Below are 18,559 nucleotides of genomic sequence, written 5' to 3'. Positions count from 1 at the left end.
GAGATGTCTTCGTGTCTTCCTCCGCGAGCCGGGCATCCGCGCGGCATGACTGTCTGGAGCGACCCCATGCCGACCTCTGACGGACAGCCGGACGGCGCCCGCGGGCCGATCCCCGCATCAGGGCCGGCGCGTGCGCACCTGACCGTCGCGCGAGGCGGGCCGGACTTCCCCGTGCCGCCCGAGGACATCGTCGCCGCGGCCCGAACCGCCCCCGACCACTGGCTGTCGGTGACCGACCGGCACTGGCTCGGCGAGACGGAGGGCGAGCCCGCGCCCCCGTGGGCCGTACTCGGCCGCTGGCGCAGCGACGCCCACGGCGAGATCGTCGAGTGGGAGGCCAACGCGGACTACCGTCCCTCGCCCGCCGCGCTCGGCTGGGCCGCACCGGTGGACGACGCCGACGCCGCCGTGCACCTGGCCGCCACCGGTTACGGTCCTGACGCGGACGTCGCCGAGGCCCTCGCGGAAGCCGGCGCGGTGGCCGTGTGCACGGCCGAGGACGGGGAGCCGGCGTGGACGCGGGCACCCGGCGGCGCGCTGGCGGTGCCCGTCTTCCCGGTGCCGCCACGGGCACCGGCGGCGCGCCTGCCCGCGCATGTGATGATGACGCTCCCGGACCTCCTCGACCGGCTGCCGCCCGGCCGGGACGTGATGTTCCTCAGCTCGTCCGCCCCGGCCGCCCTGCTCGTCCCGGCGGACGATCTGCGCGCACGGTGCCGGCAGACGACGCGCGCATCCGCACCCGGCTCCCCGCCCCGGACCGCCAGGCGCCCCAGCACCGACTCGGATACCCCCAGCAAGCGAGGACAAGATGAGTGAGTCCGGCGCGGAATCCCCCGCCGCCCCCGTGGACCCGGCACCTCCCGAGGAGTTCGTCCAGGCCGCCAGGCTGGCACCCGACCACTGGCTCTACCTGAGCGATCCCGCCTGGCAGGGCGAGGGCCCGCCACCCGCATGGGCCGTGGTGGGTCAGTGGCGCTCCGACTCCGAGGGCGAGATCGTCGAGTGGGAGGACAACGAGGAATACAGGCCGTCACCCGAGGCGATGGGATGGCCCGAGCCCGCCGATGACGTGGACCGCGCCATCCAGCTCGCCACCACCGGGTACGGCCCGGCGGAGGACGTCACCGCCGCCCTGGCCGGGGCCGAGGTCGCCGTGCTGGTCACGGCTGACGGCGATCCGGTGAGCGCGTCGGCGCCCGACGGCACCGCCGTGGTGCCCGTCTACACCTCCCCTCGCTACCTCCGGGCCGCCGGGCAGCTGGGGTTCGAACAGCTTCCTGTCGCAGACCTGCTCGGCCGGATCCCTCCGGGTTACAGCCTGTGCCTCAACAGCTCGGCCCCGGTCAGCATGGTGCTGCCCACGGACGGGCTCGCGGAGGTGCTGCACGAGGCGGCGGAGGAGACGGCGGCTCCGTCGGGGGAGCCGGGAGCCCGCCGGGAGACGGCGGCCCCTGGCACGTGACCGCCACGACCAGGTGACGGTCACGGCGCCGGCGGCGCCGTCGACGTCGGTGGTGCGCCGCGAGTCCATGGGTCCGCGCCGAGGTGGCCGCTGAGCTCCCTGCCAGGCGGCGCGGACGGCGTGGTGAAGGGCTCGATCGCGTCCGGCGTCAGCTGTGCGGACCGGCGGGCGCTCCGGCCGCGGCCGTCCGCGCGGCCGGACGGGTTCCCGGCCGTCGTGGCCGCCCTCACGGCGGAGCTGGACGCACCGCACCACGGCGCCCTGCCGCTGAACAGCACCCACGTCATCTGCTCACCGTGCCGGTGAGCGAACCGAGTTCTACCCTCGGCCGGTGAACTCGCCTTCCCCTTGAGAGAGTGCTGCCCCGCAGCGCCGCCTCAGCCGCCGCCCACATCACCGCCACGTCTGCGGACGGTGATCCGTCCACACCGACGACCACCCTGCTCAGGCCGGAGCGGGCTGTGGTTCCGTTCATGGCTTCTCCTCCCAAGGGCCGAGAGACCTTCTTCCACTCTGGCAGCTGGCCTCGACAGGCCGGAGGGCCGCTGGGGCAATGACGGGACCAACGGTCCCCGCCCTCGGCCGGGCGGGACGCGACCCCTGCAATGACGAGCCCGTTCAGTCCTGAGGGTGGGCCGTTCGGCCCTCGCAGGCCCCGCCCGCGCGTCGGAGGGTGGTGACGTAGGAAGCACCCTTCGGACCCTCGAACGGGAGGCGCGGTGATGAAGCATATGAACGTCGGCGGTCTGATGACCGACAACGTGCTCTCCGCCGTCCCTGCGACGTCGTTCAAGGAAGTGGCCAAGATGCTCGCCGAGCACGACATCAGCGGGGTTCCGGTCGTGGACGACGACGACCATGTCGTCGGAGTCGTCTCCGAGAGCGACCTCCTTGCCCGCCACAAGCTGGCTGTGCGGGACCTGATGACCACGCCGGCCGTCACCGTTCACGCCGAGGAGACAGTTGCGGACGCGGCACGGCTCATGGTGCGCCGCGGAGTCGAGCGCCTTCCCGTGGTCGACGAGGAGGAGCGACTGGTAGGCATCGTGACCCGCCGCGATCTGCTCTGTGTCTACCTCCGCCCGGACTCGGAGATACGGCGCCGCATCCGTGAGGACGTCCTCTCAGATGTCATGGAGCTGCCCGCGGACGCGGTGGACATGCACGTCCTCGACGGCGTGGTGTCGCTGGGGGGCCGAGTCCGGCGCCGGAGTCAGGCCCTGACGCTGGTCGGACTCGCCGAGCGCGTGGACGGCGTCGTCGCCGTCGTGGACCGGCTCTCCTTCCACGAGGACGACACGGCGCGGAACCCTGACCCTACGCGCGATGAGGTGACAGAGTCATGGCCACCCAGCCGTTCACCGTCGCTGACGTGATGACCAAGAACGGCAGGGTCACGCTCAGCGGCACGGTCCGCCGCCGCAGCCTCGCTCAGGTGCTGCTCCGGCTCTGCAACAGCGTCGACGGTGTCGTGGGGGTCGTCGACCGGCTCACGTACGAGGAAGACGACCTGTCGAGGGAGTGACGATCATGGACAACCTGAGTGCACCTCACGCTCCCGTGACGGTGACGGCCGAACTCGACAGCCGCCTGTCCCGCTGGCTGTGGCTGGTCAAATGGATCCTCGTGATCCCGCACTGGATCGTGCTGTTCTTCCTCTGGATCGCCTTCTTCGTCGTGACGGTGATCGCGTTCTTCGCCATCCTGTTCACCGAACGCTTCCCCCGGGGCCTGTTCGACTTCAACCTCGGCGTACTCCGCTGGTCATGGCGCGTGTCGTACTACTCGTACGCAGCACTCGGCACCGACCGCTACCCGGCCTTCAGCCTGGGCCCCGAACCCGACTACCCCGCCCGGCTCGACATCGCCTACCCGGAGCGGCTCTCCCGCTCGCAGGTGCTGGTCAAGTGGTGGCTGCTCGCCATCCCGCACTACCTGGTGATCGCCTTCTTCACCGGCGGGATGGAGGTGCACTGGTGGAGCGGTGGCCTGATCACGCTCCTCACCCTCATCGCGGGCTTCGCCGTGGCCTTCACCGACCGGTATCCGCGTGACCTGTTCGCCCTGGTCGTCGGCCTGAACCGCTGGGTCCTGCGCGTCGCCGCCTACGCGAGCCTCATGACGGACGCCTACCCGCCCTTCCGGCTCGACCAGGGCGGTCACGAGCCGACCGTGGGTGCCGCGCGCTGACGGCGCCTCCTCGCCCACGACTACACGTGGGGGTTCGTCCTCCTCGCCGTCACAGCGACGGCCGGGGCAGCCTGGCCGCCACCGCTGTCCGCAGACGCGCCCGAGCCGCCACAGACGTCTGACGGCGGACGCCTGCCCGCGCCGATGGACAGCGTCGGCGGACAGCTCGGAACGGCCTTCCCGAGGCACTCCGGCGATTGGGTCCTTCGGCCCCTTCTCGGGCCTGGGCGGCCGTAGCGCAGCGCTCCCTCCGAAGGTTGGGATGGAGACCATGAACACCGACCAGGCGCTCCTCGTCGCCACCGGCGTCAGCAAGATCTACCGGACGGGCTCCGTCGAGGTAACGGCCCTGCTCGACCTGGACCTCCTCGTGCGCCACGGGGAGATGGTGGGGGTCATGGGACCGTCTGGTTCTGGGAAGACCACCCTGTTGAACTGCCTGTCCGGCCTCGACGACATCGACGGCGGCCGGGTGGAGGTCGACGGCCACGACCTGTTCGCCATGTCGGACGCGGCGCGCACGGAACACCGGGCCCATACCATGGGCTTCGTCTTCCAGGCGTTCAACCTCATACCGGTCTTCTCCGCCGTGGAGAACGTCGAACTGCCCCTGCTGCTCGTGGGCACCCGGCCGTGCAAGGCGCGTCGCAGGGCCCTGGACATACTCGACCGGGTCGGTCTCGGCCACCGGGTCGAGCACCGGCCCAGCGAGATGTCCGGCGGTGAACAGCAGCGGGTTACCATCGCCCGCGCCCTCGCGGGACGGCCCGCCATCGTCTGGGCGGACGAACCGACCGGCAACCTCGACAGCACGATGGCCGACCAGGTCATGGACCTGCTGTGCGAACTCAACCAGGACGAGGGCCAGACGATCGTCCTGGTCACCCACGACAACGCCATCGGCGCCCGCGTCCCCCGACTGATCCGGATGCGCGACGGGCAACTGGTCGACGACGTCCACCAAGCCGTCACCACCCCGGCCGCGATCAGTGACATCCCCATGGGCTGACCATGTACCCGAACCTCCTCGTCCCGCTGCTCACCGTCCTGGCGCTGGCTCTCGCGGCCCTGGTACTGGTGGCCGTCCGGCAGCCAGTGTCACGACGGCTGGCGTTCCGACAGGTCGCCCGCCGGCGCACCGAGGCCGCGCTGGTGATCGGCGGATCGATACTCGGAACGGCCATCGTCATCGGGGCTCTGGTCGTCGGCGACACCTTGAACTTCTCCGTACGACAGGAGGCGTACCGCACCCTGGGACCCGTGGACGAACGCGTCGTCGCGCCCCCCGGACCGACCGGGCGCGCCGTCACCGGACGTCTGGCCGACCTGGCCGGCGATCCGGACGTCGACGGAGTCCTGAACGCCCAGGCCGCCCAGGCATCGGCCGTCAGCGGTGCCGGTGACCGAACGGTCGCCGAGCCGCGCGTCCTTGCCTGGCAGATGGACTTCGACCAGGCGTCGCGCTTCGGCGCGGCAGGTGGCGACTCCGGTCTCGGCGGACCGAACCCGAAGCCCGGCCAGGTCGTGGTCAACGAACCGCTGGCCCGGTCCCTGAGCGTGGGAGCCGGGGATCCGATCACGGTGTACCTGTTCGGCGCACCGCAGACGTACCGGGTCGAGCGTGTGGTGCCGGAGCAGGGCCTTGCCGGCGTGGGACTGGGCGGCAGACTGAACCGCGACGTGTTCCTGCCACCGAAGGCCTTGGACTCCGCCGCCCGGAGCGCCGGAGCGGAGCCGCGCTCTGTCACCTTCGTGTCCAACCGAGGCGGCGTCGAAAGTGGCGAGGCCCTGACCGACCGCGTGACCACCGACATCCGGCAGACTCTGGGCCCGCTCGCCGGCCAGACGGCGATCGACACCCCGAAGCACACCGTCCTGCGGGACGCCAAGCAAGCCGGAGACTCCCTCGGAGCCCTGTTCCTCATGATCGGCAGCTTCAGCATCATCGCGGGCGCACTACTTCTCGTGAACATCTTCGTGATGCTCGGCGAGGAGCGGAAATCCCAGATGGGCATGGTGCGGGCCGTCGGGATGAAGCGCTCGCGGCTGGTCGGGGCCTTCACTCTCGAAGGGGCGACGTACGCGCTGCTGTCCGCCGTGCCGGGAGCGGCCATCGGGGTCGCCGTCGGCTGGGGCGTCGCCGTGGTGGCCGCGCAGATCTTCCAGGGCTGGTCGGTCGGCGGAAGCAGCATCCGCATCGCGTTCGCCATCACGCCCACCAGCGTCCTCAACGGACTCGCCATGGGCCTGCTCGTCGCCTTCGCCGCGATCCTCGCGACCAGCGTGCGCATCAGCAGGTTCAACATCATCGCCGCCATCCGCGACCTCCCCGCCACGCCCGGGCAGGGTCCACGCCGCCGTTCGCTCGTGGTCTCCACCGCCCTGGCCGTCCTGTGCGCATTCGTGGCGGCCCCGGCCGTGGCGCGCAGCCAGCCCGACGCGACGTACCTCATGCCGGCGCTCGCCCTGGTCTTCGCCACCCCGGCGCTGCTGCGCGTCCTCCCCCGTCACACGGTCACTACCCTGGTCGCCGGGACCGTACTCGCCTGAACGCTCCTGGCACCCGTCGTACGCCCCCGCATCTTCGACACGCCGTCGATGTCCGTGTACGTCATCCAGGGCGCCCTCGCCGCCTTCTCCGCCGTGGTGCTCGTCAGCGACAACCAGAAGACGCTCCTCCGCCCCGTGCGGCGACTCCTCCAGCGCCCGACGGAAGGCGGCCTGGCGGCGCGGCTCGCCGTCGCGTATCCCTTGGCGAAACGATTCAGGACCGGCGCGACGCTCGTGATGTACACCCTGATCGTGTTCGTCCTCGTGCTCCTGACGGAGATCTCGGGCATTCTCCGCGCCGGCGTCGACGGAGTCGTCGCCGATGCCACCGCCGGATACTCCCTGCGACTGGACTACAACCCGCAGGTCGCCGACGAACGACTCGTCCCCGATCTGCGGGCCGGCCCCTCGGCCGCCGGGATCTCCGCCGTGACGCCACTGCTCAATGCCACCGGGCGGGCCACGGATCCGGGTGGCCGCAGCCCTCGACCGCTGGACACCGCGGTCGTCGGCGTACCCGACGGGGCGATCACCGGCATCACGTTCCGAGAGCGGCTGCCCGGCCTGGCCAACGACCCCGCGGTATGGCGGGCTCTCGCCTCCGACCCCCGCCTCGTCGTGCTCGACGGTTTCTTCGGCAGCACCGGCGGCCCGGCAGGCGACTACTACGACCCCGGAGACACCCTCACCCTGACGGATCCCCGAACGGGCCGCAGCGAGCAGAAGGTCATCGCCGGCGTGCTCAGCAACGGGTTGCTCTTCTACCCGGGCACTGGCGCCAGTTCCACCACATACCCCGTGGTGATGAGCGAGCAGGCAACCCGCGAGCTCTACGGCGCCCAGGCACAGAACGCCTCCGCGCTGGTGCGAACCAGCCCCGGCACCACCCCCGACGCTTTGGCGACCAGGCTGCAGGGCGAGCAGCTCTCGTCCAGCCTGGTCGCCACACCCATCGAGTCGGACATCCGCCGCCAGTTCGACTCCAGCACCGCCTTCTTCCGCCTCATGCAGGGCTTCCTCGTCCTCGGCCTCGGCGTGGGCATCACCGGCCTCGGTGTGGTCATGGTCCGAGCCGTACGCGAACGCCGCCGCACCATCGGAATCCTCCGGGCCCTCGGCTTCCGGGCGCGAACCGTGCAGCGGTCCTTCTTGTGGGAGAGCGCCTTCGTCGCGGTGGAGGGAATCGTGCTCGGTTCCCTGTTGGGCGTGCTGACGACCTGGCTGATGTACCAGAACAGCGCCGCGTTCGAGGGCCTCGAAGGAGGGTTCCCCGTCGAATGGGCCAGCGTTGGCGGCCTGGCGGCAGCAACCTTCGCCGCCTCGCTGCTGGCCACGATCGGGCCGGCGCGGCGCGCGGCCGCCATCCGCCCGGCCCTCGCGGTCCGTGTCACCGAATGACGGGCAACCCAGCTCATCTGGCCAACCCGGTGAGGCGCCGCCGGCACGAAATCCACTTCCCGGCGCACCGCCGCCTCGTCATGCGTCGAGCTCTCGGGCGATGTCGTCCGCCCAGGCGTCGATCGCCGCCCAATCCCGGTGGTCCCCGTAGCGACAGCCGAGCAACCGGAACAACAAGACACCCTTCCGGTCGAGGTGCTCGCGCCGGATCACGCCCGAGAAACGCCGATGGTCCCGAGGACGGACGACCTCGACGAGAGCAGGAATACGCGGCTGCACCTTGCGTTCGGCAAGCCGGCGCAACAGCCCGGGCAAAGCCGCGGCCATGCCGACGCTGAACATCCACGTCGGCTGGTCGCCCATGCGATCAGCGTTGCTCCTGACGAAGCCCTCCGCCGCTGGCAGCCAGGCGCCGTCATGGACCGCGCTGCCCAGCACAAGCGCATCGCCCGGCGAGGGCCCTCGCCCCTCGGAGGACGCGGGCAGCGCCTGGATCTCCACATGGTGTCCGTTCAGGCGCAATCGCTCACCGATCCGGTCGGCGATCTCCTGCGTGGAGTGGTGCTCGGACGCGCAGAGGACCCCAACGGAGACCATTGCAACTCACCGCTCCGCGCCGGGAGCCCGATACCGGACTTGCCCGGCTCTGCCCAGAGCATCCAATGTTTCATCGACGGTCAGGAGAACGGTCGTCTCGAAAGAGCTGAGCGCGCCGCCCCCACTGATCGCCAGCGCAACCGCAGCCATGGACACGTTGTCCGGAGCTTCCCACAGGTTATAGCCGTCATGGGTACCGAAGGCGTACCAGAAGCCGTGGAGCTTCCCACCGACGGACTCGATGTACGACCGAGCGGCCTCGGCGCGGTCCTCGGGGTGCTCGATCAGCCTCGCCCAGGTCTCCGGCGTGTAGCTGAACCTCGACAGATAGAGCGGCATCAGTCTCTCCTTCGTTCCCCTCACAGATGCCCGCGCGGGGTTGAAAGCCGCCGGATAGTCCCGCAGATCCCCCGAACAGCGGGCACTGTGACCGGCACAGCCCACCAGTGACGGCGAGTGAGCCTTTTCCAACCTGATTCCGGAGTAAGCAGACTTCGCCGTGCAGTGTCCGGGGACGTGCACGCGGACACACCGCTGCCCGCTCGACGCCTTTCGCTCCCCGGCCGACCGGGATCACGCGGAGAGCGGTTGGCGGAGGTGTTCATTCCGCATACGGCAAGAGCCTTGTCAGGTCCGCAGGAGCAGCTCTATTGTCACGGACAGAAAGCGCTTTCCCCGTTCTTGGGCCTCGTTCCGGTGGGTGTGGCGTCACGGCGCCCGCCGCGACTTCCGCATGGGCTGACACCGGTCCGTGCGGGCCCGGTCGTGCTGGTCAGGGCGTCGCGATCCGGCGGCCCGCCGGCGGGGAGTGGGAGCGCGACCATGGGGCGGCGCGCCTGGGAGGGCGGGCGGGGTCGCAACGGAACGGCGGCTCGATCGCGGCGAGGAACGACACCGTGGCCGGGCCGGTCAGGCCCCGCTCGGCACGGTCCGGCGGCTTTTCGTCGGCCTGTAATGACATGCGCATGACACTTAACTGTCTCGACATCCGAACGAACAGGGAGAAATGAGCATGAGGAGACCAGTCGCGCTGCGACTCTACGCGGCACTGGCCACAACGGCCCTGGCGGCCGCGACCGGTGTGGTCGTGTCGATGCCCTCGGCTTCGGCGGCGGTGACGGGCAGTGCCACCGGCTACGCCACCCAGAACGGTGGCACCACCGGCGGTGCGGGCGGGCAGACGGTGCGGGCCACCACGGGGACCGCGATCCACCAGGCCCTGTGCGGCCGGGCCGGCAGCAGCACGCCGATCACCATCGAGGTCGAGGGGACCATCAACCACGGCAACACCACCAAGGTGTCGGGCGACAGCTGCAACACCGCCGCGGGCGTGATCGAGCTCAAGCAGATCAGCAACGTCACGATCGTCGGGGTCGGCAGCGGAGCCGTGTTCGACCAGCTGGGCATCCACATCCGCGAGTCCAGCAACATCATCATCCAGAACGTGACCGTCCGGAACGTCAAGAAGTCGGGCTCGCCCACGTCCAACGGTGGTGACGCCATCGGCATGGAGAGCGACGTCCGCAACGTCTGGGTCGATCACACCACCCTCGAAGCGTCGGGTGGCGAGTCGGAGGGCTTCGACGGCCTCTTCGACATGAAGGACAACACCCAGTACGTGACCCTGTCCTACAGCACCCTGCGCAACTCCGGTCGCGGTGGCCTCGTGGGGTCCAGCGAGACCGAGCTCTCGAACGGCTTCATCACGTACCACCACAACCTGTACGAGAACATCGACTCCCGTGCGCCCCTGCTGCGTGGCGGCATAGCCCACATGTACAACAACTACTACGTGAAGCTCAACGAGTCCGGGATCAACTCCCGGGCAGGGGCCCGCGCCAAGGTGGACAACAACTACTTCAAGGACTCCAAGGACGTCCTGGGTACCTTCTACACCGACGCGGCCGGCTACTGGCAGGTCGGCGGCAACACGTTCGACAACGTGACCTGGTCCAGCCGCAGCAGCGAGAACAACCCTGCCGGGCCCGACCCCCGGTCCAACACCACGGTCAGCATCCCGTACTCCTTCAGCCTCGATGCGGCCGGCTGCGTGCCGGACATCGTGACGCAGACGGCGGGTGCCGACAAGGGACTGAAGGTCTCGAACGGCAACTGCTCGCCGCAGACGCCGACTCCGACGCCTACCACTCCCACCCCGGACCCCACCGTGCCCACGCCTGACCCGACCCCCACACCTGACCCGACCCAGCCCGGCGGGACCAACCTCAGCATCGGTGCCGGCGCCGACGGTTCCAGCAAGGCGAGCGGCACGAGCTTCGGCAATGTGCGGGACGGCAGCCTGAGCACCTACTGGTCGCCGGCCGGATCGACCGGTTCCGTCTCGGTCAAGTGGTCCTCGGCCACCACCGTGTCCCGCATCAACATCCGTGAGGCATCGGGCTCGGCGGGCAGCATCGGTTCCTGGAGGGTCCTCAACGGCGACACCGGCGCCGTTCTGACCTCCGGCAGCGGTGCGGGCGTCATCGCCGTCCCCCGGACCTCGCTGAGCAAGATCACCTTCGAGATCACCAGCTCGACCGGCACACCGAAGATCGCCGAGTACGAGACGTACGCCGGCTAGTGGTGCGGTCCCGGCGTCCGTCCGGGACCGGCACCACGCGAAGCGCCCGGACCCGAAGCAGGGCAGGCCGGCGACCACGCCGCGACCTCCACCCGCCCCGACGTCCGGCACGGGGGCCGTCGTGTGCGACGGCCCCCGACCGCCGACGGGCCGGACCCGGCAGGCCGTACCCCGTGGCCCCGCCCCGTCCGTCGGCGGCGAAGGGCCGGGTCGGGCACCCTCGCCACCGCACGTCGAGCATGATCCGGGCCGACCGGCCTACGCCGCCGGCGCTGATGCCGATGCCGTGGACCAGGTCTCCGGATGCCAGATCGCGGAGCGCTGGAGGGACTGCGGGCAGTGCTTGAAGACCTCGTCGATCTCGACCAGGATCGCGAGGTCCGGGCGGCGGCCCTTCACCGTCATCAGGTCGAAGAACGGCGCGTCCGTGAGGATGCGTGCCCGGCCGTTGAGCCGGAGGACTTCCTTGCTGCCGGGGACGAGGTGGAGGAGGCCGGCACGCGGGTTCTCCAGGATGTTCCGCAGGCTGTCGCCCCTGCGATTTCCCTGGCGCTCGGGCAGGGCGATCGTCGAGCCGTCCACGACGTGGACGAATCCGGGGACGTCGCCGCGCGGCGACGCGTCGCAGTCGCCCGCGGCGTTCGAGGTGGACAGCACGCAGAACGAGGAGTCGGCCAGCACGGCCAGATCCTCGGCGTCGAGCTGTTGCCTGACCTTCTCGATGACGATCGGGTGCGGAGTGCCGAGCAGTTCACGGAGTGCCGCGCCCGAGCCGATTTCTACGTACCCCTCGCGGGTGACGGGAGCCGTGGCGAGGGTGGGCGAGGGGCCGTGCGACATGCGAACTCCGAGGTCGGGGGAGGGCGAAGGGCCGGAGGGCGGGGCCCGGCCCGGGCCGGGCGTGCCCGCATCGGGTTCCGGCCGGGTCCGGTTCGTGCCAGGGTCTGTGGCTGATTCTCTGATGTTAGGGTCACCTTACTTGAAGCTTTGACGACGCCGTGAAGGGGGCGCCCTCAAGGGGTGTACGCGCGGCGCGACCCGTCGGCGCGCGGGCGCTCAGGGCGTTGACATGTCCAGGACCGGTGGAGATGCTGGGGGGAGTGCTCTTCCATCGATGTAAATCCCCCCGTCGGCTCCGGGTCGCGGCGGAGGCCGACCATGGAACGGGGACCATGAAGCTCTCTCGCCTTCTCTCCGGCGCCGCCGTCGTCGTGCTCTGCGGTGTCCTCGCTGCCGTGATGTCCCTGTCGTCCGCCGAACCGGCGCAGGCGGAACAGACCATCCGGGCCGCGGACCCGAGTGTGATCCGGGTCGGCAGCACCTACGTATCGGTGCAGTCGACCGGTGGGGGCATCGCCGTGCGGCAGGCGTCGTCCACGGCCGCTCTGGCCTCGGCGCCCGCCCGGCAGGTGTGGTCGGACACCGCCGGCCGTGGTGAGGTCTGGGCGCCGGAGATCGTGACGGACGGCGGCCGGTACTACATCTACTTCTCGGCCGGCCGTGGATCGGCCCACCGGATGTACGTCATCAGTTCGGCCGGCCCGGACAGCGGATACACCAGGGAGACGCGACTGGCCCTGCCCGACGACAAGTGGGCCATCGACGGGACGCTGTTCACCTTCAACGGGCAGCGTTGGTTCGTCTGGTCCGGCTGGGCCGGTGACACCGACGTGGAGCAGAACCTCTACATCGCCCGGATGAGCAGTCCCACCACGCCGACCGGCGCGCGGTACGTCATCTCGCAGCCGCGCGAGGGCTGGGAGCGGGTGGTCGGCAACCCGTTCATCAACGAGAGCCCCGAGGCCGTCAGGGACCCCGACGGACAGTTGCACATCGTGTACTCCGCCAACGGCAGCTGGAGTGACCAGTACTGCCTGGCCGACCTGCGACTGCGGGCCGGCGGCGACCCGACGTACGTCTGGGACTGGTACAAGTCGAACGGTTGCCTGTTCGGCTCCGACCGCGCGACGATGATGTCGGGCTGGGACCCGACGCTGTACGTCAACGGCCCCGGCCACCACAGCTTCGTCCTGCTCAACGGCGACATCGGCACCAGCCCGCCCGCCGGCCCGAGGTTTCCCCTGATGTTCCACGCGGTCGCGAAGGGAACGCCGTACGCGTGGGAGAACCGGTACTGGTACACCGGCACGTTCGCCTGGTGGGGCGACACCACCTACAGCCGCGCCGACGTCCCCGGCCCGACCACCGACACCGGCTGGAGCCTCAAGTTCTTCGAGTAGGGCGGGGTCCGGGGCGCTTCCCGCGTGGGTCCCGGGCACCCGCCCGGGACTGTCGCCGTACAGCCGGCTACGGCTTGCGCCCCACCGCCACGTAGCCCGCGCTGACGACGTTCTCGTGGCCGGGGATCGGGTCACCGAGCTCGGGGTGCCATGCCTCGGCCGCCACGATGCCGGGCTCGACCAGGTCGAGTCCCTCGAAGAACGCGGCGAACTGGGCGCGGTCGCGCGGCGCCAGCGTGAGCGTGTTCCTCCTGTACATCTCATCCACCTGGCGGGCCTCCTCCGGATGGAAGTCGGCGGTGAGGTGGGAGATCACCACATGGCTGCCCGGCGCCAGCATGCCCGTGAGCCGGTCCACCAGCTCGTAGGCGCCGTCCTCGTCGCTCACGAAGTGCAGCAGCGAGATCAGCGACAGCGCGACGGGCTTGCCGAAGTCCAGCGTCCTGCCGGCGTGTTCGAGGATGACGTCCACGTCACGGGCATCGGCCTGCACGTAGTCGATGGCACCCTCCGGGGTGCCGCTCAGCAGCGCTTCCGCGTGGGCCAGCACGATCGGGTCGTTGTCGCAGTAGACGACCCGGGTGGTGGGTGCCGCCTGCTGCGCCACCTGGTGGAGGTTGGGCTCGGTGGGAATCCCCGTCCCGATGTCGAGGAACTGCCGTATGCCCTGGCCGGTCAGCCAGCGGGTGGCGCGGTGCATGAAGGCACGGTTCACCTTCGCCATCACCGGGACACCGGGTTCGACGGCGAGCATCTGCCGGCCCATCGCCTCGTCCACCGGGTAGTTGTCCTTGCCGCCGAGGAACCAGTCGTACATCCGCGCGGGATGGGGCTTGCTGGTGTCGATGTGCGGCGCGGTGGCGTCGTTGCCCGGACGGGACATGGCGAACTCCAGGTGCGTGAAGAAGATGTGGTTGATCCGCTCGCACCCAGAATAGGCAACTGAGTTCTCAAGGAAGCCGAGTTCGTCCGGGCCCGAGCCGTCCCCGAGGTCGCGGCACGGATGTCGCCCTCCGGCCGGAACACGCTCTTCATGCCCTGTGCATGGTTCTCCGGCCCGCCCCACGCGGTGATCGACGGCATCGCGGGGGAGGCCGTCCCGACCTGCCTCGCTTCCGCCCTCGCGCCCCTTCCCGGGTGGCGTGCGCAATCCGTGCGAGGGGCGGTTCGCGTTCACTTTCAGCCACGGACGCCTCGTCCCGGCAAGGCAGCCGTGCGCACCCCCGCGAAACCTTCACACGGTCTCCATGACGCCACGGGGTCCCATTACGGCAGTAAGTGCACGGTAGGTATAGGGAATTACCCAAACGCACGATGATAAGATCATCTAACTTCCAGTTGGGCTGACGGTGTGGGGGGCACCCCGAGGGGTGCATTCCGTAGTTCCACTTTTGGAGTGGCCTTCCCGGCCATGCCCGCGCCGTGGTACTTCCAGCCCCGGTCAGTGCGGCATGCCGAGCGGGTACCAAGACGTATCCATAGCCATGGCACTTGAAGTGAGTCTCATGACATTTCCCAACGGCCCCACCACTTGGGCACTGGCTGTCGTAGCGCTGGTCGCCCTGGTCGCTGTGGGCGCCGTCCTGCGGGCTCGCATGACCAATATCGGGCTGCGCAGACAGAACGCACAACTGTTGCGGGAGCGCGAGACGCTGCTGCAGCACCGGGAACAGCTCCAGGCGGCGAACGCCGACCTGTCCCGTCGTCACGACACCGAGCTGTCCGAGGTCCGCAAGGACGCCGAGGAGGAGACGAAGACAGTCCTCAAAGCCGCGGTACGCACCCTGCAGGGTCTCGCGGACGAACAGCAGCTGGTCATCGAGAAGGCCCAGACGAAGTACGGCGACGACCCCCGGATCCTCGAGGATCTGATGGCCGTCGACCACACCAACAGCCAGTTCGGCCGACGGGCGCAGGGCATCGCGGTGCTGTGCGGCGGCTGGCTCGGACGGCGGGAGACCGTCGCCTCGGCGTACGACGTGGCCCGCAGCGCCCAGGGCCGTATCCGGCAGTTCGACCGGGTGCGGATCAACGGGCAGGTGAACTTCTCGGTGGTCAGCCGCGCCGTGGAGCCGGTGGCGGTGGTTCTGGCCGAGCTGCTGGCCAACGCGACCAACTACTCCGCGCCCGGCACCCCGGTCGAGATCAACATCCAGGCGGTCCCGAGGGGCGTCTGCATCATCGTCGACGACGCGGGCCTCGGCATGGCCCAGGAGGAGAAGGACCGCGCGGCGGCACTTCTCGCCCCCCAGGCCGCGATCAGCGTCTCCAGCCTGGGCATCCCCCCGCAGTTCGGGTTCGCCGTCTCCGGCCTGCTGGCCGCCCGTTACGGATTCAAGGTCTCGGTCGACTCGGTATCCCCCTATGGAGGCGTGCGCGCAGTGGTTCTCCTGCCCGATGAGCTGCTGAGCGGCGACGTGCCTCCGCCGCCCGCCGCCCGAGACGTGTGGGAGGAGGCGCCGGCGCACTCGCTGCAGGAGGCCCCCGCACCGGCCCCCACCCCCCTCTTCCCCTCCGCCGTACAGCCCGCCGCCGCGCGCCCCACGGTCAAGGACACCACCGCCGGCGGCCTGCCCAAGCGCCGCCGGCAGAGCCCCGTCTCCGTGGTGCCTCCGGCCGGCTCCGAGCCTGAGCCGGCGCCCGGCAACGAGGCCACGGCATCCCGACTGGGCGCATTCCAGCGCGGAACCCGGTCCGGGCGTGACATGACGACCATGGAAGGACCTGAGATCCAGTGAACCCCGATCTGTCCTGGGTGCTCAACGACGTACTCCAGGTACCCGGCGCTCAGCACGCGATCCTCGTCTCCGCCGACGGCCTGCTGCTCGCCAGTTCCGACGAGATCGGCAGGGACGACGCGGAGACCGTCGCCGCCGCGATGAGCTCGATGCAGTCACTGAGCCGGGCCGTCGCCCCCTTCGTCGGACGGCAGTCGCCCGGCAGATGGCGGCAGACACTCCTCGAGTACGAGGGCGGCTGGATCTTCCTCATCGCGGCGGGCAGCGGGGCCTACCTCGCCGCCGCCGCCGTGGCCGACGTGGACATGGAGGCCATGTCCTTCCGCATGCAGCAGCTGGTCAGCGCTCTGGGGAAGGCGATGTCCACACCTCCGCGCCAGAGTGCGGGAAGCGGCACGTGACGTCGCCGGGCGAGGAACAGCAGGTCAGCAGCGGTTTCGTCCGGTCCTACGTCATCACCGGCGGACGCGGACTGCCGGAGCCGGACGAGCTGACCCTCGTCACGCTCGTCACCATCGCTCCCGACCGTGAGCCGTACCGGAATCCGAGCCCCGAGATCCGGGCGATCTGGGAGCTGTGCTCCGGCGGCTACCTGTCGGTGGCCGAGGTGGCCGGCCGTCTGGAACTCCCGGTCGGCGTGGTGCGCCTCCTGCTGAAGGACCTGACAGACCAGGGGCACTTACTGCGACGAAAGGTCCCGCCCCCCGCTCAGCTCGTTGACAAGAAGATCCTCGAGGAGGTGTTGCATGGACTCCAGGCCCGTTTCGGCTGAGAACATCTATGTGCCGGACGCGGTACAGCGCGCGGTGAAGATCCTGGTCATCGGGCACTTCGCCGTGGGCAAGACGACGCTCATCGGTACTCTCTCCGAGATCAAGCCGCTGCGCACCGAGGAGCGGATGACGCAGGCCGCCGCGGACATCGACGACCTCAGAGGCGCTCCGGGCAAGCAGACCACCACGGTCGCGCTGGACTTCGGGCGTCTGACACTCAGCGACGAGCTGGTGCTGTACCTCTTCGGTACACCCGGCCAGCAGCGCTTCGTGGAGTTGTGGGAGGACATGGCGCGCGGCTCGCTCGGCGCCCTGCTCCTCGTCGACCCCGCCCGGCTCGCCGACACGTTTCCGGTCATCGACCTGGTCGAGAAGTACGGACTGGAGTACGCCGTCGCGGTCAACAGCTTCGACCCCCACACCCGGCACGAGGAGGAGGAGCTGCGTGAGGCCCTCGACCTGCTGCCGGACACCCCGGTCGTGTACTGCGACGCCCGGGACCGGGACTCGTCCGCGAGGACACTGATCACGCTGGTCCGGCATCTCCTCGCCCGGGCCGCCTGACATCGTTCTCTTCCGCCGTCCACCGCGGTGCCCGCCACGGCCCCGCGAATCTTGCAGAGGAAGCACACATGGACTCTCGTCCGAGAGCCACTGACGACACCCCGCCCCCCGAGTGCCCCATGCACCAGGGACGGCAGACCTCCCTGTACGGGGCGGAGTTCGCGGCGGATCCCCATCGCGTCTACGACGCGTTCAGGGCACACGGCCCCGTCGCGCCGATCGAGCTGGCACCCGGCGTCGAGGCGACCCTGGTCGTGGAACACGAAGCGGCCCTGCGCGTGCTGCAGAACCCGGCGCTCTTCGCCCGCGACTCCCGGCGCTGGACCGCGCTGCAGGAGGGCAGGATCCCGCTCGACAGCCCGGTGCTGCCGATGATGGCCTACCGTCCCAACTGTCTGTTCACGGACGGCACCGAGCATCTTCGCCTGCGCAAAGCGGTCACCGAGAGCCTCGCCCGTCTCAACGCGAGCCGGCTGAGCCGCGATGTCGAGCGCATCGCCGACTACCTCATCGACCAGTTCATCGAACGAGGCAGCGCCGACCTGCTCAGCGACTACGCCAAGCTCCTGCCGCTGCTGCTCTTCAACCAGCTCTTCGGGTGCCCCAGCGACATCGGTGACCGTCTGACCCGCTACATGTCGGCGATCTTCGACGGCGAGGACGTGCTGCGGGCCAACGCCGAGCTGACGTCCTGTCTGATGGAACTCGTCGCACTGAAGCGGCGGGTGCCCGGCGAGGACATCACGTCCTGGCTCATCCAGCACCCGGCGGGCCTGCGGGACGAGGAGCTCAAGGACCAGCTCGTCATGCTGATGGGCGCGGGCGTCGAGCCGGAGCGCAACCTCATCGGCAACGCGCTGCTCCTGATGCTGGCCGGGGACGTCCCCGGGTCGGACCGGGCAGGCTCGGGGATGCTCGTCGAGGACGCGCTCAACGAGGTGCTCTGGGACAACGCGCCCATCGCCAACTACGCGACGCACTTCCCGGTCCGGGACATCGAGCTCGGCGACACGATACTCAGGGCGGGCACTCCCGTACTGATCAGTTTCGCGGCGGCGAACAGTGATCCCGCGCTCACCGCCGCGCGGCGGACCCTGAGCAAGGGCGCCCACCTCGCCTGGGGAGCGGGTCCTCACGTCTGCCCGGCGAAGTCTCCCGCCCAGCTCATCGCCCTCACCGCGATCGAGAAGATCCTCAATGTCCTGCCGGACCTGACGCTGGCCCGCCCCGCCTCGGAAGCGGAATGGCGTCCAGGGCCGTTCCACCGGGCCCTGGTATCGCTGCCGGTCCGGTTCACGCCCAGCGCGATGCGCCATACCTCCACAAGTGGACAGTCCGCGTCCGCTTCGCTCATGGTCGATCGGGTCGGTCCGTCGCCGACGTACCGCGAGGCCACGGAGCCGCAGAGGAAGACCAAGGGCTGGTGGAGTTCCTTCCTGGACGTCTTCCGGGTGTGAGCCTCC

General features: G+C 69.8%; 20 protein-coding genes and 1 pseudogene. 16 read left to right on the top strand and 5 right to left on the bottom strand.

Annotated elements, in window-relative coordinates:
- Nucleotides 1–66 precede the first annotated feature (66 nt).
- The 9 genes and pseudogenes from AB0F38_RS14780 to AB0F38_RS14740 all read left to right on the top strand — a co-directional run bounded on the left by AB0F38_RS14780 (nucleotide 67) and on the right by AB0F38_RS14740 (nucleotide 7,603).
- Nucleotides 67–819: a type VII secretion system-associated protein gene (locus AB0F38_RS14780; protein WP_361891979.1), complete on the top strand. Its 753-nt coding sequence runs from the start codon at nucleotides 67–69 to the stop codon at nucleotides 817–819.
- Nucleotides 812–1,465, top strand: coding sequence for a type VII secretion system-associated protein (locus tag AB0F38_RS14775; RefSeq protein WP_361891976.1), 654 nt, complete (start codon nucleotides 812–814; stop codon nucleotides 1,463–1,465). Before AB0F38_RS14780 ends, AB0F38_RS14775 begins: the two co-directional genes overlap by 8 nt.
- 123 nt (nucleotides 1,466–1,588) lie before the next feature.
- Nucleotides 1,589–1,771 carry a hypothetical protein gene (locus AB0F38_RS14770; RefSeq protein ID WP_361891973.1) on the top strand — a complete coding sequence of 61 codons (183 nt, stop codon included), beginning with the start codon at nucleotides 1,589–1,591 and terminating at the stop codon, nucleotides 1,769–1,771.
- A 416-nt stretch (nucleotides 1,772–2,187) separates the two neighbouring features.
- Entirely contained in the window at nucleotides 2,188–2,841 is a 654-nt protein-coding gene (locus tag AB0F38_RS14765; RefSeq protein WP_361891971.1) for a CBS domain-containing protein, read from the top strand.
- An 8-nt stretch (nucleotides 2,842–2,849) separates the two neighbouring features.
- Nucleotides 2,850–2,990 (top strand): annotated as a pseudogene (locus AB0F38_RS14760) (BON domain-containing protein); the annotation flags it as partial.
- A 5-nt stretch (nucleotides 2,991–2,995) separates the two neighbouring features.
- Complete coding sequence (locus AB0F38_RS14755; protein ID WP_361891969.1) at nucleotides 2,996–3,655, top strand: DUF4389 domain-containing protein; 660 nt, start codon at nucleotides 2,996–2,998, stop codon at nucleotides 3,653–3,655.
- Between the two features lie 271 nt (nucleotides 3,656–3,926).
- The gene (locus AB0F38_RS14750) at nucleotides 3,927–4,664 is read left to right on the top strand and encodes an ABC transporter ATP-binding protein (protein ID WP_361891967.1); all 738 of its coding nucleotides are present in this window, start codon (nucleotides 3,927–3,929) and stop codon (nucleotides 4,662–4,664) included.
- A gap of 2 nt (nucleotides 4,665–4,666) precedes the next feature.
- Nucleotides 4,667–6,205: an ABC transporter permease gene (locus AB0F38_RS14745; RefSeq protein ID WP_361891965.1), complete on the top strand. Its 1,539-nt coding sequence runs from the start codon at nucleotides 4,667–4,669 to the stop codon at nucleotides 6,203–6,205.
- Between the two features lie 48 nt (nucleotides 6,206–6,253).
- Entirely contained in the window at nucleotides 6,254–7,603 is a 1,350-nt protein-coding gene (locus AB0F38_RS14740) for an FtsX-like permease family protein (protein WP_361891962.1), read from the top strand.
- A gap of 78 nt (nucleotides 7,604–7,681) precedes the next feature.
- Here AB0F38_RS14740 and AB0F38_RS14735 read toward each other — a convergent pair whose 3' ends face one another.
- From AB0F38_RS14735 to AB0F38_RS14725, 3 genes are all read right to left on the bottom strand, one after another.
- Complete coding sequence (locus tag AB0F38_RS14735) at nucleotides 7,682–8,200, bottom strand: flavodoxin domain-containing protein (protein ID WP_361891959.1); 519 nt, start codon at nucleotides 8,198–8,200, stop codon at nucleotides 7,682–7,684.
- 6 nt (nucleotides 8,201–8,206) lie between these two features.
- A complete protein-coding gene (locus tag AB0F38_RS14730) occupies nucleotides 8,207–8,539 on the bottom strand; it encodes a GYD domain-containing protein (protein WP_361891957.1) in 333 nt (110 codons plus the stop codon).
- Nucleotides 8,540–8,972: 433 nt separating this feature from the next.
- Nucleotides 8,973–9,167 (bottom strand): hypothetical protein, encoded by a 195-nt coding sequence (locus tag AB0F38_RS14725; protein ID WP_361891954.1) that lies wholly within the window; start codon nucleotides 9,165–9,167, stop codon nucleotides 8,973–8,975.
- A 45-nt stretch (nucleotides 9,168–9,212) separates the two neighbouring features.
- Here AB0F38_RS14725 and AB0F38_RS14720 point away from each other — a divergent pair, with 45 nt between their 5' ends.
- A complete protein-coding gene (locus AB0F38_RS14720; protein ID WP_361891951.1) occupies nucleotides 9,213–10,781 on the top strand; it encodes a pectate lyase in 1,569 nt (522 codons plus the stop codon).
- A gap of 258 nt (nucleotides 10,782–11,039) precedes the next feature.
- On the opposite strand, the gene AB0F38_RS14715 is transcribed toward AB0F38_RS14720, so the two are convergent.
- On the bottom strand, nucleotides 11,040–11,621 hold the full coding sequence (locus AB0F38_RS14715) for an MSMEG_1061 family FMN-dependent PPOX-type flavoprotein (protein ID WP_361891948.1): 582 nt from the start codon (nucleotides 11,619–11,621) through the stop codon (nucleotides 11,040–11,042).
- 332 nt (nucleotides 11,622–11,953) lie between these two features.
- Here AB0F38_RS14715 and AB0F38_RS14710 point away from each other — a divergent pair, with 332 nt between their 5' ends.
- Nucleotides 11,954–13,021 (top strand): glycoside hydrolase family 43 protein, encoded by a 1,068-nt coding sequence (locus tag AB0F38_RS14710; RefSeq protein ID WP_361891945.1) that lies wholly within the window; start codon nucleotides 11,954–11,956, stop codon nucleotides 13,019–13,021.
- Between the two features lie 67 nt (nucleotides 13,022–13,088).
- Here the strand turns inward: AB0F38_RS14710 and AB0F38_RS14705 are convergent, their stop codons facing one another.
- Entirely contained in the window at nucleotides 13,089–13,904 is an 816-nt protein-coding gene (locus tag AB0F38_RS14705; RefSeq protein ID WP_361891942.1) for an SAM-dependent methyltransferase, read from the bottom strand.
- Nucleotides 13,905–14,526: 622 nt separating this feature from the next.
- Here AB0F38_RS14705 and AB0F38_RS14700 point away from each other — a divergent pair.
- The 5 genes from AB0F38_RS14700 (at nucleotide 14,527) to AB0F38_RS14680 (ending at nucleotide 18,553) form a co-directional block, all read left to right on the top strand.
- Nucleotides 14,527–15,759, top strand: coding sequence for an ATP-binding protein (locus AB0F38_RS14700; RefSeq protein ID WP_361891939.1), 1,233 nt, complete (start codon nucleotides 14,527–14,529; stop codon nucleotides 15,757–15,759).
- Nucleotides 15,756–16,160 (top strand): roadblock/LC7 domain-containing protein, encoded by a 405-nt coding sequence (locus tag AB0F38_RS14695; RefSeq protein WP_056789331.1) that lies wholly within the window; start codon nucleotides 15,756–15,758, stop codon nucleotides 16,158–16,160. Before AB0F38_RS14700 ends, AB0F38_RS14695 begins: the two co-directional genes overlap by 4 nt.
- A complete protein-coding gene (locus AB0F38_RS14690) occupies nucleotides 16,157–16,531 on the top strand; it encodes a DUF742 domain-containing protein (RefSeq protein WP_361891936.1) in 375 nt (124 codons plus the stop codon). The genes AB0F38_RS14695 and AB0F38_RS14690 overlap by 4 nt, the downstream gene beginning before the upstream one ends.
- Nucleotides 16,506–17,096: an ATP/GTP-binding protein gene (locus AB0F38_RS14685; protein WP_361891933.1), complete on the top strand. Its 591-nt coding sequence runs from the start codon at nucleotides 16,506–16,508 to the stop codon at nucleotides 17,094–17,096. The genes AB0F38_RS14690 and AB0F38_RS14685 overlap by 26 nt, the downstream gene beginning before the upstream one ends.
- 68 nt (nucleotides 17,097–17,164) lie before the next feature.
- Nucleotides 17,165–18,553 (top strand): cytochrome P450, encoded by a 1,389-nt coding sequence (locus AB0F38_RS14680; RefSeq protein ID WP_361891930.1) that lies wholly within the window; start codon nucleotides 17,165–17,167, stop codon nucleotides 18,551–18,553.
- Nucleotides 18,554–18,559: the final 6 nt, after the last annotated feature.

It is taken from the genome of Streptomyces sp. NPDC025273 (genome assembly GCF_040638585.1).
Classification (GTDB): domain Bacteria; phylum Actinomycetota; class Actinomycetes; order Streptomycetales; family Streptomycetaceae; genus Streptomyces; species Streptomyces cinereorectus.
The sequence above is the reverse complement of the archived record's forward strand: the minus strand, read 5'-3'. Positions and strand labels throughout refer to the sequence as shown.